General features: G+C 61.9%; 11 protein-coding genes. 1 reads left to right on the forward strand and 10 read right to left on the reverse strand.

Translation table 11 applies throughout. The annotated features are described in order from the left end of the window. Nucleotides 1-152: 152 nt before the first annotated feature. The 10 genes from ACF8GB_RS20080 to ACF8GB_RS20125 all read right to left on the reverse strand — a co-directional run bounded on the left by ACF8GB_RS20080 (nt 153) and on the right by ACF8GB_RS20125 (nt 13,599). Nucleotides 153-2,171: a nucleoside-diphosphate sugar epimerase/dehydratase gene (locus ACF8GB_RS20080; RefSeq protein WP_078478172.1), complete on the reverse strand. Its 2,019-nt coding sequence runs from the start codon at nt 2,169-2,171 to the stop codon at nt 153-155. Nucleotides 2,172-2,273: 102 nt separating this feature from the next. Next, the gene (locus ACF8GB_RS20085; RefSeq protein ID WP_078478171.1) at nt 2,274-3,278 is read right to left on the reverse strand and encodes a glycosyltransferase family 4 protein; all 1,005 of its coding nucleotides are present in this window, start codon (nt 3,276-3,278) and stop codon (nt 2,274-2,276) included. Beyond that, nucleotides 3,275-4,246 (reverse strand): UDP-glucose 4-epimerase family protein, encoded by a 972-nt coding sequence (locus ACF8GB_RS20090; protein WP_392527525.1) that lies wholly within the window; start codon nt 4,244-4,246, stop codon nt 3,275-3,277. The genes ACF8GB_RS20085 and ACF8GB_RS20090 overlap by 4 nt, the downstream gene beginning before the upstream one ends. A 75-nt stretch (nt 4,247-4,321) precedes the next feature. After that, the gene (locus ACF8GB_RS20095; protein WP_058638449.1) at nt 4,322-5,431 is read right to left on the reverse strand and encodes a glycosyltransferase family 4 protein; all 1,110 of its coding nucleotides are present in this window, start codon (nt 5,429-5,431) and stop codon (nt 4,322-4,324) included. Then, nucleotides 5,428-6,570: a glycosyltransferase family 1 protein gene (locus ACF8GB_RS20100; protein WP_058638450.1), complete on the reverse strand. Its 1,143-nt coding sequence runs from the start codon at nt 6,568-6,570 to the stop codon at nt 5,428-5,430. Before ACF8GB_RS20100 ends, ACF8GB_RS20095 begins: the two co-directional genes overlap by 4 nt. Next, nucleotides 6,567-7,463: a GDP-mannose 4,6-dehydratase gene (locus ACF8GB_RS20105; RefSeq protein WP_392527526.1), complete on the reverse strand. Its 897-nt coding sequence runs from the start codon at nt 7,461-7,463 to the stop codon at nt 6,567-6,569. The genes ACF8GB_RS20100 and ACF8GB_RS20105 overlap by 4 nt, the downstream gene beginning before the upstream one ends. Further along, nucleotides 7,463-8,494 carry a GDP-mannose 4,6-dehydratase gene (gene gmd, locus ACF8GB_RS20110; RefSeq protein ID WP_058605499.1) on the reverse strand — a complete coding sequence of 344 codons (1,032 nt, stop codon included), beginning with the start codon at nt 8,492-8,494 and terminating at the stop codon, nt 7,463-7,465. Before gmd ends, ACF8GB_RS20105 begins: the two co-directional genes overlap by 1 nt. 543 nt (nt 8,495-9,037) lie before the next feature. Next, entirely contained in the window at nt 9,038-10,453 is a 1,416-nt protein-coding gene (locus tag ACF8GB_RS20115) for a TolC family outer membrane protein (protein ID WP_196121775.1), read from the reverse strand. Beyond that, entirely contained in the window at nt 10,450-11,775 is a 1,326-nt protein-coding gene (locus ACF8GB_RS20120; RefSeq protein WP_392527527.1) for an HlyD family type I secretion periplasmic adaptor subunit, read from the reverse strand. Before ACF8GB_RS20120 ends, ACF8GB_RS20115 begins: the two co-directional genes overlap by 4 nt. A gap of 12 nt (nt 11,776-11,787) precedes the next feature. Then, the gene (locus ACF8GB_RS20125; protein ID WP_392527529.1) at nt 11,788-13,599 is read right to left on the reverse strand and encodes a type I secretion system permease/ATPase; all 1,812 of its coding nucleotides are present in this window, start codon (nt 13,597-13,599) and stop codon (nt 11,788-11,790) included. Between the two features lie 519 nt (nt 13,600-14,118). On the opposite strand from ACF8GB_RS20125, the gene ACF8GB_RS20130 reads away from it, so the two are divergent. After that, entirely contained in the window at nt 14,119-15,000 is an 882-nt protein-coding gene (locus ACF8GB_RS20130; protein ID WP_392527583.1) for a hypothetical protein, read from the forward strand.

Here is a 15,000-nt window from a genome sequence, read left to right on the forward strand (position 1 = left end):
TGAAGCACAGGCCTAATCGCACCTGTGGGAGCGGCCTCGCGCCGCGATGGGCCGCAAAGCGGCCCCAGGGTATCAGTCCGCACATCAATAGCGATGGCTGCAAAGGCACGACCACCCCCTCGAGCGCCAAACCCAATAGGCAGGCCAAGCACTTACCGCTCCACCGGCCCCTGGCGACGCTGCAAGTAAACCCAGTCCACGATATCGCCCTGGGGCGAATAGCCGTTCACCATCTCGCGCAGCAACTGCCGCACGCGGGTGAAGTCGTCTTCGGCCACCGCCGCCAACAACAGCGTCAGCCCTTCGCGCAACCGCTCCCACGCCAGATAGTCCTCATTGGCCGCCATGATCATCGGGTGCGCGGTGGGCGATACGTCGTCGCCGATCAGCAGCTCCTCGTACAACTTCTCACCCGGCCGCAACCCCGTAAATTCGATGGCGATGTCGCCCTGGGGGTTGGAGGAGCTGCGCACGCTCAAACCCGACAGGTGAATCATCTTCTCCGCCAGCTCGACGATGCGCACCGGCTCGCCCATGTCCAGCACGAACACATCCCCACCCTGCCCCATGGCCCCGGCCTGCACCACCAGTTGCGCCGCCTCCGGGATGGTCATGAAGTAACGCGTGATCTTCGGGTGGGTAACGGTCAGCGGGCCACCCGTCTTGATCTGCTGGTGGAACAACGGGATCACCGAACCGGACGAGCCCAGCACATTGCCGAAACGCACCATGGTGAAGCGGGTCTTGTTCACCCGCGCGATCTTGTTGCAATCGCCATACAGCACCGGCGCCGCTTCCCGGCTAAGCGCCTGCAGGATCAACTCGGACAAACGCTTGGTGCTGCCCATCACATTGGTCGGGCGCACGGCCTTGTCGGTGGAGATCAACACGAAGTTGGCCACCCCGGTCTGCAACGCCGCCTGGGCCGTGCACAAAGTGCCGTAGACGTTGTTGAGAATGCCTTCGGCGATGTTGTGCTCGACCATGGGCACATGCTTGTAGGCGGCGGCATGGTAGACGGTATCCACACGCCAGGTGCTCATCACATCGACTAGATGCTGCTGGTTGCGCACCGAGCCCAGGATCGGCAGCAGCTGCACCGACAGCGACTCCCGGGCCACGCGCTGCTCCAGCTCGCTGAGAATGCTGTACAGGTTGAACTCGGCATGGTCCAGCAGCAGCAAGGTCTTGGGCCCAAGGCCGATGATCTGCCGGCACAGCTCGGCGCCAATGGAGCCACCGGCACCGGTCACCAGCACCACCTGCTTGTGAATGCAGCGCTCCAGCAAGCCTTCCTGCGCGGGGACCGGGTCGCGGCCCAGCAAGTCGGCAATGTCCACGTCCTGGATATCGTCCACCTTCACCCGGCCAGTGGCCAGGTCGGCAAAGGCCGGCACGCTTCGCACGTGCAGCGGGTACGGTTCGAGCAGGGCGAGAATTTCCCGGCGCCGCGCGCGGGTGGCCGAGGGCAGTGCCAGCAACACCTCCTGGGCGCCGGTTTCTTTGAGCATCTGCTGCAAGTGCTTGGGCTTGTACACCTGCAACCCGGAAATGACCCGGTTGGCCAGGTCGCCGTCATCGTCGAGGAAGGCCACTGGGCGCATCACCCGGCCCATGCGCAGCGCCGCCAGCAGCTGGTTGCCGGCGGTGCCTGCGCCATAAATGGCTACCTTGATTTGCCCGTCGTCGCGGTTGGCGAAAGGGATCTGATGGGCGCCGGTGAACCAGTCGCCCAGAAAATACTGGCGCATGATCAGGCGCAAGCCACCGATGATCACCATGCTCAACCACCAGTAGTTGAAGATGGTCGAGCGCGGTACCACGGCCTCGTGGTTGCTGTACCAGTACACCACCACTGCCAGGATGAGCGAAGACAGGGTCACCGCCTTGATGATCGCCACCAGCGCATCGTTGCCGAAGTAGCGCATCACCGCCCGGTACATGCCAAAGCGGATGAACAAGGGAATAGCCACGCACGGCGCGGCCATGAACAGCCAGGTGTGCTCGACGATGGGGTTGTACATTTCCTCCACGCCCAGCCGCACGATGAACGACAACCACAAGGCGAACCAGATAAGGACAATGTCCGTGCAGACCTGGATGAGGCGTTTCTGCCGGCGTGACAGGGTGACCAGAAACTGCCGTAGCCTGTCGTTCTTTGCGTTGCTCATCCGGTTTTCCTCATGGCTACGCCAAATTGTGAAAATGACCAGAGCGACTGCCGAACATACAGCCCTGTACAACCCTGATTGCGCCTGCCTTGCTGGAGCATGCTATTCCTTCTCCCCTGCCCGGTAGGCAATTGCCAACAGTATCAGAGGGGCATAGGCCACCAAGGTTCCGGTTGCCCCATCCAGTTTGAGCACCACCACGACCAACGCGACGGGCAGCAGCCAGCCCAGGTTGATGGCCGCCACCGCCAGGCTTACCGGCCGGTGGCGACCGTGGCGCCGCGAGGCGTACTGGTAGGCATGGCTGCGATGTGCTTCGTAGACCCTTTCACCGCGTAGCAAACGGCGCGCCAAGGTGAAGGTAGCGTCCACCACGAACACACCCAGAAGTATTAACCACCCCCAGAAGAGTAGCGGATCTATCCAACCTGCCACGATTGCCAGCAAACCCAGCACGATGCCGAGAAAACCGCTGCCGGCATCACCCATGAAGATACGCGCCGGCGGGAAGTTCCAGATCAGGAAACCGGTGACGGTGGCGGCCAGCAGCAGCGGCAGCCACGCAGCACCCGGCGCACCCGCCAGCCAGAACAGCACGGTGCCACCCAGGCACACACAAATGGCTTCGATGCTGGCAATGCCATCGATGCCGTCCATGAAATTGTAGAGGTTCAGCAGCCAGACCAGGTACAGCAGCCCCAGCGGCGCAGCTAGCCACAGGGCATGCAACGGCCAGCCGAACACGCTGATTGGCGGCAGGCCGCCCAGCCAGGCCAGCCCCCAGGCGGCTGCAGCAAAGTGGCCCAGCAGGCGCCAGCGCGCGGCGATGTGCCCGTGGTCGTCCATGAACCCGATCACGGCCACCAAGCCCCCTGCCCCGAGAATGCCCACCAGCACCGACGGCGCCACATACCCTGCCCAGCCCAACACCAGCACGCCGGCCATGAAGGCCACGACGAAGGCGACGCCGCCGCCACGGGGTGTGGGCAAGGTGTGTGAGCTGCGGGCATTGGGAATGTCCAGCAGGCTGCGCGACAGCGCGTAGCGGCGCAGTGCGGCCGTCATCAGCCAGGTGGCGATGCCTGCCACGATGAGGATGGCGGTCATGGGCGGGGGTTCTCCTTGAAGGCGCGGGCGGTGGCGGCCAGGCCTTGCTCCAGGGTGTAGGGCGGTCGGCAGCCCAGCAGTTGGTGGTTCTTGGTGATGTCCACTTGCAGCGAGCCCAGCAGGCGCTGGGCCAGGTCACGGCGCCCCAGCAGCGCGGCGCCCGTTTGCAACAGCGCGCCTGGCACCGGCACCAGGCGGGCGGGACGGCCCAATGCCTGGCCAAGGGCCCGCAGCAACTCGCTGAGTGATACATCCTCGCCATCGCTGGCCAGGAACGTCTGGCCCGCGGCCGCAGGGTGATCCACGCAGGTGATGATCAAGTCGACCAGGTTGCCCAGCGAGACCAGGCTGCGACGGTTGTGTACCGCCCCCAGCGGCAGGGGCACGCCGCGCTCCAGCCAGCGCATCATGCTGAGGAAGTTGGCCTTGACGCCTGGGCCGTAGACCAGCACTGGGCGGATGACGACGACTTCCATGCCCGTTTCGGCGGCTACCGCCTGCAACCCCTGCTCGGCCTCGTGCTTGGAAACGCCATAGGCGTCCTGGGGCGCGGGGGTATCGTCGGCATGCAGGGGCTGGCCCGGCTGGCTGGTTTCGCCATTGACCTTGACCGAGCTGATGAAAATGAAACGGCGCACGCCCGCAGCCGCCGCCTGGCGGGCCAGGTTGAGCGTACCCTGCACGTTCACACGGCGAAATTCGGCCAGGCTGTCGGTGGCGGTTTCCTTCATCACGTGCACGCGCGCCGCCGCGTGCACCACGACGTCTACATCGATAAGGGCCGCTTGCCAGTCAGTATCGGCGCCAAGGTCCGCAACGGTGGCCGCGTCAATGCCCGCCAAAGGCAATGAGCTTCCGCGGCGCAAGGCGGCGCGCGGCGTAAGGCCTTCGACCGTCGCCAGGCGCTGGCACAGGGCGCTGCCGACAAAGCCCGAGGCCCCAGTGATCAATAGTGTGCGTCGTTCCATGAAATCCGTTCTCGGTTCACGCCGGCAGGGCCGGCATGCGGCGATCTTCGCCCTCGTTGTGCCTGACTGACCGGGCTACAAAAGGCCGCGATAAAGCTCGGCGTAGGCATTGGCCATGGCCGATGCGGTAAAGACATGCTCGAAGCGCTGCTGGGCGGCGGCACCCATGGCCTGGGCCTGGGCCGGGTCGTCCCACAGCCGCTGCATGGCCTGGGCCAGTGCCGGTGCGTCGCGCGGCGGTACCACCAGCCCGGTCTGGTCGGCCAGGTTGATGAAGGTGGTGCCGGAGCCCATTTCGCAGGAGATCAGCGGCTTGCCGTACATGGCCGCTTCCAGCAGCGAGATGCCGAAGGACTCCGAGCGCAGGTGCGACGGGAAGGTAAAGGCATAGCACAGTTCCAGCAGCGCCACCTTGTCTTCGTCTGGCAAGCCACCCAGGAACTGCACCTGGCTCAGGCCCGCGTCGCTGGCCTGCTGGCGCAGCTGCTGCTCCAGAAAACCCCCACCCATGATGACCACGGGCAAGCCGCTGATGCGTGCGGCCTCCAGCAGGTAGTCCAGCCCCTTGTAATAACGCAGCGCCCCGACGAACAGGAAGAACCGTTCGCCTAACCGTTGCCGCCAGTACGCCAGCTTTTCGGCACTGGCCTTTGGGTACGTGGACCGGTCCAGACCATACGGGATGATCGACACCTTGTCCTTGAACTGGGTCAATACCGGGCTGTGCGCCGCATAGTTGGGCGAGGACGCCACAACCCGGTCGACGCTGGAGAAAAAGCGGTTCATCAGCGGCTGGTACAGCTTGAGCAGCCACTTCTGCTTGACGATGTCGGAGTGGTAGCTGACTACGGTCGGCTTGTTCAGCCGGGTAGCGAAGTGCACCAGGTCCATGTACGGCCAGGGAAAGTGGAAATGCACGATATCGGCCTTGCGGGCCAGTTCGGCAAAGTCCTTGAACGCCGACAGCGAAAAGCCGGTGGAGGCGACATGCAGGTCGAGCTTGGCGCGGTGCGTGAGGTGGTTGGCCACCGGCTCGTTGCGGGCAGCGCCGCGTGAGCTCAGGTACAGCACCTCGGGCTCGATACCGTGGGCCTGGGTGCCTTCGGCGATCTGGAAAATCACCTGCTCGATACCGCCCATGGAATCGGGGTAATAGGTTTTGAAAAAATGCAGGACCTTGATCATCGTTGCTTGACCGCTTGATACACCTTAAGGGTGCCTTGGGCACACCGCTCCCACGAGAAACCACCGGCATGCTGCAAGCCCTGGGCGATGGCCGTGGCGCGCCAGGCTTCGTCTTCCAGGCCGCGTTGCAGCAGTGCGGTCAGGCCATCGACGTCGTCGGGCGCGCACATGAGCGCTGCATTGCCAGCGACTTCCGGCAGCGAAGAGCTGTTGGAGCACACCACCGGCACGCCGGAGCTCATGGCTTCGAGCACGGGCAGGCCAAAGCCTTCGTAGTGCGACGGGAAGGTGAACAGGCGGGCGCCGGCGAACAGCAACGGCAAGTCTTCGCTGGGGGCGAAGCCCAGGTAGCGGGCCCAGCCCTGCTGCTGCGCCTGGGCGATGCGGGCGTGGATGGCCTCGCTGCGCCAGCCTTGGTAGCCGGTGAGGATCAGCGGCCAGCGTTGGCGCAGGGCAAGCGGTAGGCGACCATAAGCGTCGAGCAGGTTCTCGATGTTCTTGCGCGGCTCGATGGTGCCCACGAACAGGCTGTAGCCGCCAGGTTCCAGACCATGACGCGCCAGCGTTTGTGTGAGCGCCTGCGGGCTGCGGGGGTGAAACTGCGGCGAGCTGGCCAGGGGAACCGCATGAATGCGGTCCAACGGCCAGTTGAAGTAATCCGCCAGCTCCTGGCGAATGTAATGGGACACCGTGATCAGCGCATCGGCCCGCTCAAGCGTCAGCATGAGCTCCTTTTGCAAGTACCGGGCGATCTGCGGGGTGTGGCAATGAGCCCAGGTGAACGGCGACAAGTCGTGGAACGTGGCGACGCTCCGGCCTGCGAAGGGCGGCAGGTAAAAGTTGGTGCTGTGGTAGATGAAGTCATCATGCCCACGCAGTGCACGCTTACGCAGAAACGGCATCAGGCGCCGGTAGGCTTCGACGGCCAAGGCGTTTTTCTGGACGAAACGCTTGAGCCCATGCACGGCATCGGACTGGTCTGCAGGCTTGAGGAGCTCCGGCACGAAGCTGCGCCCGGCAAACAGCCGCAGGTCGTCGATGTCATCGCACTGCTGCAGCCGCGAGGCCAGCTCGTAGGTGTAACGCCCGATACCGGTCAGTGGAAAGCGGACCGATTCGACGGAAAGAATGACCTTCATTGAGCGGCGAGCATCCAACCCAGCGTTTCATCCAGGTCAGGCGTGTGCCAGCCTGGCACCAATGCCCGCAGGCGGGCGTTGTCGCCGCACAAGGTCTTGACCTCGTTGGCGCGCACGAATGCAGGGTTTACCTGCACCTCAAGCGTGTGCCCGGTGATGGCCGAGCACTTGGCAATAACTTCGCGCAGCGAATGGGTGATGCCGGAACTCACGTTCACGGTCTGGCCCACTGCCCGCGCCTCGATCAGGCCGCGGTAGGCACGCACCACGGCGCGCACGTCGCTGAAGTCACGCCACACATCCAGGTTGCCCAGCTCGATGGCTGGGGCCTTGCGCTGGAAGTGCGAAACGATCTTGGGCAGCAGAAAGTTCTCGGCCTGCCCAACACCTGTGTAGTTGAACGGACGCGTGATGACGATCGGCAGCCGGTCGCACCACAGCCTTGCCATGTACTCCATCGCCAGCTTGCTGACGGCGTAGTCGTTGGCCGGTGCAGGCGGGGTGTGCTCGTCCAGCATCCCTTCGGAAACATTGCCGTAGACATTGGCACTGCTGGCAATGAGCACGCACTCTGGCGCCTTGCCGCAGGCCGCAATGGCTTCGAGCAGGTTGCGCGTGCCGATCAGGTTGACCTGATAGAAGGCATCGGCAGCGCCGTGCCCGACAAACGCAATGGCAGCCAGATGCACGATCACATCCGGCTGCAGTTCAGCCAGCAACGCACGCAGGCCCGGCCCATCGGCCAGGTCGACCTGGTGGTAGTCGGGCGCCGCCGAGGGCTGGCTCCCGATACCGATCACTTCATAACCATTGGCCCGCAATTCGGCCGCCATGTAGCGACCTGTGAAACCATGGATCCCGGTGACGAGTGCGCGTTTGCTGGCCATTTGCATCAGAACGAGAACCCTTTTTCGTTACGACGCAGGTCGGCTTCGACCATCATGCGGCACAGCTCTTCGAGGCTGGTTTTTGGCTCCCAACCCAGTACCTGCTTGGCCTTGGCCGGGTTGCCGATGAGCAGCTCGACTTCTGCAGGGCGGTAGAATTTGGGGTTGATGACGACCAGGACCTTGCCGGTTGCAGCGCAGGTGCCTTGCTCGGCTTCTTCCTTGCCGCTCCAGTTGATCTCGATACCAGCGGCCTTGAAGGCCATGGTGACGAAGTCACGCACGGTTTCGGTGCGGTTGGTGGCCAACACGAAGGTGTCCGGCTCGTCAGCCTGCAGCATGCGCCACATGCCTTCGACGTACTCCTTGGCAAAGCCCCAGTCGCGCTTGGCGTCGAGGTTGCCCAGCTCCAGCTTGTCCAGCAGGCCCAGCTTGATCTTGGCGACCGAGTCGGTGATCTTGCGGGTCACGAACTCACGGCCACGCAGGGGCGACTCGTGGTTGAACAGGATGCCGCTGGTGGCGAAGATGTTGTACGACTCGCGGTAGTTGATGGTCATCCAGTGGGCGTACAGCTTGGCCACACCGTAGGGGCTACGCGGGTAGAACGGGGTGGTTTCGACCTGCGGGATTTCCTGCACCTTGCCGAACATTTCGGAGGTGGATGCCTGGTAGAAGCGTACCTTCGGGTTGACGATGCGGATGGCTTCGAGCAGGTTGACAGCGCCCAGGCCGGTGATTTCGGCGGTGGTCAAGGGTTGCTCGAAGGACACACCCACGAAGCTTTGTGCGGCGAGGTTGTACACCTCGGTGGCTTCGGTGGTTTGCAACAGGCGGATGCTGGCCGACAGGTCGGTGAGGTCGTACTCGACCAAGTGCAGGTTAGGGTTGGTGTGGATACCCAACTCCTCGATGCGCCAGAAGTTAACCGAGCTGGTACGACGGTAGGTGCCGTAGACCGTATAGCCCTTTTCCAGCAGCAGTTCCGCCAGGTAGGCGCCGTCTTGACCAGTGATCCCAGTAACGATTGCTTTCATGCGACTTAACCAACTCCGATAGTGCCGTGCGGGCATGTGTGATTATTGGGGCTTGACGCAGCAGCTCCGAGCCGCGCGTACTCGCTTGCATGCGGCAGTATACATAGGTCGGGGGGAGTACTCGACTCACAAAGTATTGGCGCGCGGCCAGCTGCCGGTCAGGCCTTATTGAGGGGGTTAGGAACCGGCGCGGGAGAATAAGTTCCAGGGGGGAGAATGGCCAGTGATTGGCCTGTAGGAATGGTCTGATTTTGGCTGAGTTCTGAAGGCTGGCCATAGCCCGTGTGGGAGGCTGGCCATACCCCGTGTGGGAGGCTGGCTCAAGCCCGTGTGGGAGCGGCCTTGCGCCGCGATGGGGCGCGAAGCGGCCCCGCGATTGCAGCCTTGCAGCAGATACCCCCGGGGCCGCTGCGCGGCCCATCGCGGCCGGTCCGGCGCCCCGGCAAGGCCGCTCCCACACGGGGAACGCGTAAGGCTCTTAGGAATAGTATCAGGCGTCTGCCAAGCGACGCCTTTCAACCGCCCTACACCCCACACGTCCAATCAGCGACGCGCATCAAGCCGCGCCACGTCACCACCCGGCAAGGTCGGCTCAGGCACGGGGCTCAGCCACACATTCACGTTGTCCACGCTGTCCTGGTTGAGCTGACCTGCCCAACGATTGAGCAGGAACAGATTGGTGATGAAGTCGTACTGGGTCTTGAGCAAATCACGACGCGCCTTGAACTCGTTTTGCACGCTGGTCAGCACGTCCACCGCGTTGACGACCCCGTAACTGAACGCCTTCTGCGCCGCCACGCTGGACTGCTGGGCCGAGGACAAGGCGTTGCGGTTGGCGCGGATCTTGTCCACCGCCGCCTGGGCCGTGAGGAAGGCCGTGGTGGTTTCCTTCACCACCTGGCGGCGAATGCCTTCGAGCTGTTCTTCGGCCGCCAACTGCTCGTCATACAACCCACGTACCCGGGCCGAGGTAGAGCCACCGCTGTAGATCGGGATCTTCACCCCAAGGCTTGCCACATAGCTGTCGCTGCGCGGCGCCTGGGTGTTGTCGTAACCCTGGTCACTCTGCTGGGCGCTCAGGCTCAGGGACAGCTGCGGGTAGTGCTCGCCCTTGCCTTCACGCACGGCCGCCATAGCCGCCTCGGCACCGCTACGCGAGGCCTTGAGCTGCGGGTTGGTTTCCACGGCCTGGGTCAACCACTCCTGCAAAGGCCGGGTGGGCGCCTGCAGCGCTACATCGTTACGCACCCGGCTCAAGGGCTCGGTGATCGGCCGGCCGACGATCTCGGCCAGCGCCTCACGGCTGACCTGCACCTGGTTGCGGGCTTCCACCTCCTGAGCGGCCAGAAAGTCGACACGCGCCTGCATGTCCAGCTTGTCGGTGATCTTGGCCATCTGCCGGTCGAACATGCTGGTGACCCGGTCCAGGTTCTTCTGCGTGGCACGGCGCTCAGCCTGCACCAGCGCCAGCTCGTCGTCGGCAGCCAGGGCCACGAAGTAGCGCTTGGCCAGGTCTACTGTGGCTTCGGCCAGGGTGTCCTCAGCCTGCTGGCCTTTCTGGTCCTTGACGCTTTTGGACTTCTGGTACCGCTCCCAGGCCGGCTTGTTGTACAGGTACTGGGTCAGGCTCAACGAATAGCTTTCGTTGTTATAGATGTCGCGGTCGATCTCGTTCTTGCGCAGCACGCGGCTGGTGTTGGCGTTGGCCGACACCTGCGGCAGCAAGCCACCCAAGGCTTCACGCTGCTGGGCTTCGGCAGAACGGGCGCGGGCATAGGCGGCGAGCACCCGAGGGTCTTCCAGCCTGGCCTCACGGTACAGGCCGGCCAAGTCCAGTGTGTAGGTTGACGCCGACACCGCCTTGGGCACCTCAGCCGGCGCGCCCTTCCCTTCAACGGCCACCGCCTGGCAGGCGACCATGCACATCAGCATTCCAGGTAGCAAACGCAGCACAATCATTCCTCGATCAGCGATTCGGCGAACATGTTGCGGGCCGGTTTGAGCAGGTATTGCAGCATGGTGCGGTCGCCGGCGTTGATCAGCACGTCGGCAGGCATGCCGGGGTGCAGCTTGCGGCTACCCAGCTTCTTCATGCCATCTTCAGTCACCTGCACACGCACTAGGTAGTAGGTATCGCCGCTGCGCTCGTCGGTCAGGCTGTCCGCCGAAATGCGCACCAGCTTGCCCTCGATGACCGGCGTGGTGGCCTGGTTGAATGCCGGGAAACGAATGTCTGCGGTTTTACCCAATTCCAGACGGTCGATATCCCGCGTGGCCACCTTGGCTTCCACCACCAGTTCCGACTGGGCAGGCACGATATCCAGAATCGGCGTCGCCGCACTGATCACACCGCCAATGGTGTGCACCTTCATGTCCAGCACCATGCCGCTTTCGGGTGCGCGGATCACCACACGCGACAAGCGGTCACGCAGCGCTGCTTCTTTTTCCTGAAGGTCGAAGACCTGGGCCTGAACGTCCGAAAGCTCGTTTGCCACATCCGAGTCGAATTTCTTCTTCAACTGCACGATCTGCAACTCGGTCTCACCGATCTGCAAATTGGTTTTGGTGATGTTGGAGCGGTGGTCCGCCACTTCGGTCTTGAGCATGTCCAGCTTGCGCTCCTGCTCCAGCAGGCGCTGGTTGTCCACAAAGCCCTCGGCCAGCAACTCCTTGAGCTGCTTGATTTCACCGGTGTACGACTTCTCCAGCCCGCTCTTGGTCCCGATCATGTCGTTCAAACCAGCGATCTGCTGCTTCATCTGCTGGATGCGCTCGCGGTTGACCGAGATTTCACCCTGCAACGAGTTGCGCCGCGCGTTGAACACCTGCAACTCACCCGCCATGGCCTCCTGAGCACGGACCGAATCGGTGCCGTCCATCTTGACCGGTGGGATCTCGTTCAGCCCGTCGCGCTCTGCCCGCAGACGTGCTTCTTTATAGCGCGCCACGATCAGCTGGTTGCGGGTGGACTCGTATTCAGCGCTAAGCTGGGATTCATCCAGCACAATCAGCGGGTCGCCCTTCTTGACCAGGTCGCCGTCACGGGCCAGCAGTTCCTTGACGATGCCGCCTTCAAGATGCTGCACGGTCTTGCGGTAGTTCTGCACGGTAACCACACCGGAACCGTGCACGGCGTTGCTGAGCGGGGCGAACGCCGCCCAGCTGCCGAAAATGCCGAATGTAATGAAGACAATAGTCAGGCCGATGCGGCGAATGCCGCGGTCGGACGTGGGCATGTCGTCGAAATTGTGATCGAACTCGGTGATCGCTTTACTGCTCATCTACAAATCCTTTCAAACGCCGGGGCTGGTGGTGGCGGCAGGCGAAGCTGCCGGGGCCGCAGGCGGCGCTGCGTTAGGTGCAGCCGGTGAAGCGGCTGGGGGCTGGGCAGCAGCGGGCTGAGCAACCCGCTGCTGCGCCTTGGCCTGCTGTGCGGCCAGCTCGGCAATGACGCGATCCCGCTCGCCATACAGCGAGATGGTGCCCCCTGCCATGACCAAGATACGGTCCAGGCGGGTAAGGATGTTGGGGCGGTGGGACACGATGAACACCGTGGCACCGGTTTCCTTGAGTTTTTGCAAGGCGACGCCCAGTGCACGCTCACCAACATCGTCGAGGTTGGAGTTGGGCTCATCCAGCACGATCAGGCGCGGGTTGCCATAAATGGCACGGGCCAGGCCAATGCGCTGACGCTGGCCACCGGAGAGGTTGACGCCATCGCTGCCAATGACCGTGTCGTAACCGTCGGGCAGCATGAGGATCATTTCGTGCACGCCGGCCATCTGGGCAGCTTCCACCACCTTCTCCGGGTCCACTTTGTCGAAGCGGGCAATATTTTCGCTGATGCTGCCTTCGAACAACTCGATGTCTTGCGGCAGGTAGCCGACGTAAGGGCCCAAGGCATGCTTATCCCAGCTGGCGATGTCGGCGCCGTCGAGGCGAACCACACCGTGCTGAGGGGGCCAGATGCCCATCAGGGCACGCACCAGCGTGGATTTACCGGCGGCACTTGGGCCGACGATACCGACGATGGAGCCGGCGGGCGCTACGAAGCTGATGCTGCGGATGACCGGAGCCTTGGCGCCCGGCGGGGCCACGATGAGGTTTTCGACCTGGATGTGACCTTCCGGAGCAGGAAGCGGCATGCGCTCAGGTTCGTTTTTCAGGTCATCCATGACTTTGCTTAGGCGGTCGTATTGCACCTTTGCGGCGACGAAGCCTTTCCAGCTACTGATCATCTGGTCGATAGGGGACAGCGCGCGGCCCAGCAGCAGGGAGCCGGCCATCAGAAGACCAGGATTGATTTCGTGCGTCACGACAAGATAGCCACCCATCGCCAACATGATGGACTGCGACCAGATACGGAACGTTTTAGAAGTGGAGCTGATTGCGCCGCCTTTATCACTAGCATTGGACTGTAGCAGCATGATGTTGCGCTGGCGTTTGGCCCACCGGTCCATCAAGGTGTCGAGCATGCCCATCGACTCGATGACCTCTGCATTGCGCAGAGTCCTGTTCGTTACTACGTTGGACGCTACGTTTTCCTTGTTCGCTTCGGCTAACGCACCGCCAGTAAACCGATGGTTGACGAAAGCCAGCACAGTCAACACTGCGCCACAAAACAGGGTCATCCAGCCAAACCATGGGTGGAAGAGGAACATCACAATGGTGTAGATGGGGAACCATGGGGCATCGAAAAATGCAAAAAGCCCTGGCCCTGTAAAGAACTGGCGGAGTGAGGTGAGGTCGTTAAGCGACTGCGCCGTTGCGTCAGAGCCGCCGCTGTTCAGCGCACGTTTGAAGCTAGCCCTATATACGTCGCGGCTGAGCATCACATCCAGGCGATTACTGATACGCACCATGATGCGCGAGCGCACCCACTCCAAGGCCCCCATAGTCGCAACCAATACGGTCATGATCAACGTCAACATAAGCAGCGTTGAAGTGCTGCCTGAGGGCACAACGCGGCCGGATACCTGAATCATGAAGAAGGTAGGCACCAGCATGAGTGCGTTGACGAAGAAGCTGAAAAACCCTACCGAGAGGAAGCTGCTTTTGCAGGCTCTGAGGGCGGCTTGCAGATTGTTGTCGGATTGATAACTCATGGTGTCCGTACTGAAGAGTGGCGAAAGCGGCGGGCAGTGTAACACCCACAAAAGATGGCAGCGTGTCAGATTGCTTCACCACCCGCTTTGTTCACCGACGAACCTTTAGATTTCACGAAATTTACGCATAGCAAGTCGCAGTGCATAGCAGATAGGCAGCCAAGCGACCAATGGCGTACAGCTTGTGGCCCAGAAAAAATGATGCCATAAAACCAGCATTTTCTGAAAATTAAAAGTCTCACATGATCAAGATATTGATTTTACTGGGTTTTTTTTGGATCCATTCCTCCTACTGGAATACTAGGTTATACAAAAAACGCCCAGTACGAACTCGCGGCATATAGCTAAGTTCCCTATAGATATGAAATTTTTTTTAGATTTCTTTGTTGACATCCCCGGCCGCGGGCGGCATCTTCGCCACTCGCAAGGAGCCTTCAATGGCCGGTTAGTGTATGCACGGGTCTGAGCAAGTTAGCTACCAGTGATACTGCTTAAAAGGAGCTTAACAACGCCATGTCTATGCCTTCGCAGACCCTTGACGGCCTGAAAATCACCTCACGGGTCACCCTGCTAGAACCAGGGATGTACATCTTCAGGTACGCCTCGCAGCCTCCAGCGGACAAGCCGGTTTGCATTGCTTTGCAACAAGCGCCGCTAGGCAAAGGCTCCATCGACTTCTTTCCAGCCGAAGGTGTCAGCAAGAACATGCTGACCAAGCTGGGCGATACTATCGTCGCCCGTGTTAAGGGCGGCGTTACCACAGTGTTGATCACCGAGTACCATATGTTCGACGAGGTAATCGAGCCTGTAGACCTTCGGATCGACCGAATCGACACCTCCCCTGCCATCATGCGCACCTTCGCCGTCGTGGCCAGCACGGACCCTTCGCAAGCCATTGCAGCCAGCACCCAGCCACTGCCCATCACTCTGACCGCTCACCTGAGCCAGAGCGGTGAAGTCGTGTCCAGCGAAGGCTGGGTGGGCGAACCTGGTGCTGATGAGTTCATCGATTCCTTCGCCATCGACTGGGCCGAAAAGCCTGTCGGCGTCGACCTTCTTTATACCTGCATGGTGGCCGGCTCCGGTCCATGCCGTAATGTCTCGACAGGCACCATAGTTGGCGCGCGTGGCCAGGGACTGCCGCTGATCTGTGTCGGTTTCAGCCTGGTAGGCCCGCTGCGCAAGCATTACGAATTGACAGGCCTTGTTGTTTTCAAAAATACGGAACCACAACGCCTGGTCGCGAATCAGATGATGCACGGCCCCACCGGCAACGAGCCGCTGGAGGCCTTGCACCTCGCCCTAACACCCGTAACGAAGATGAACGCTGCCCGCCTTAAGTCTCCGTGGGAAAACTCTGCGTCCGAGCAGAATACGATTGCAGCGGGCCATATGGCCTGA

The organism is Pseudomonas sp. xss_4 (assembly GCF_043104125.1).
In the GTDB taxonomy this organism is placed as follows: domain Bacteria; phylum Pseudomonadota; class Gammaproteobacteria; order Pseudomonadales; family Pseudomonadaceae; genus Aquipseudomonas; species Aquipseudomonas parafulva_B.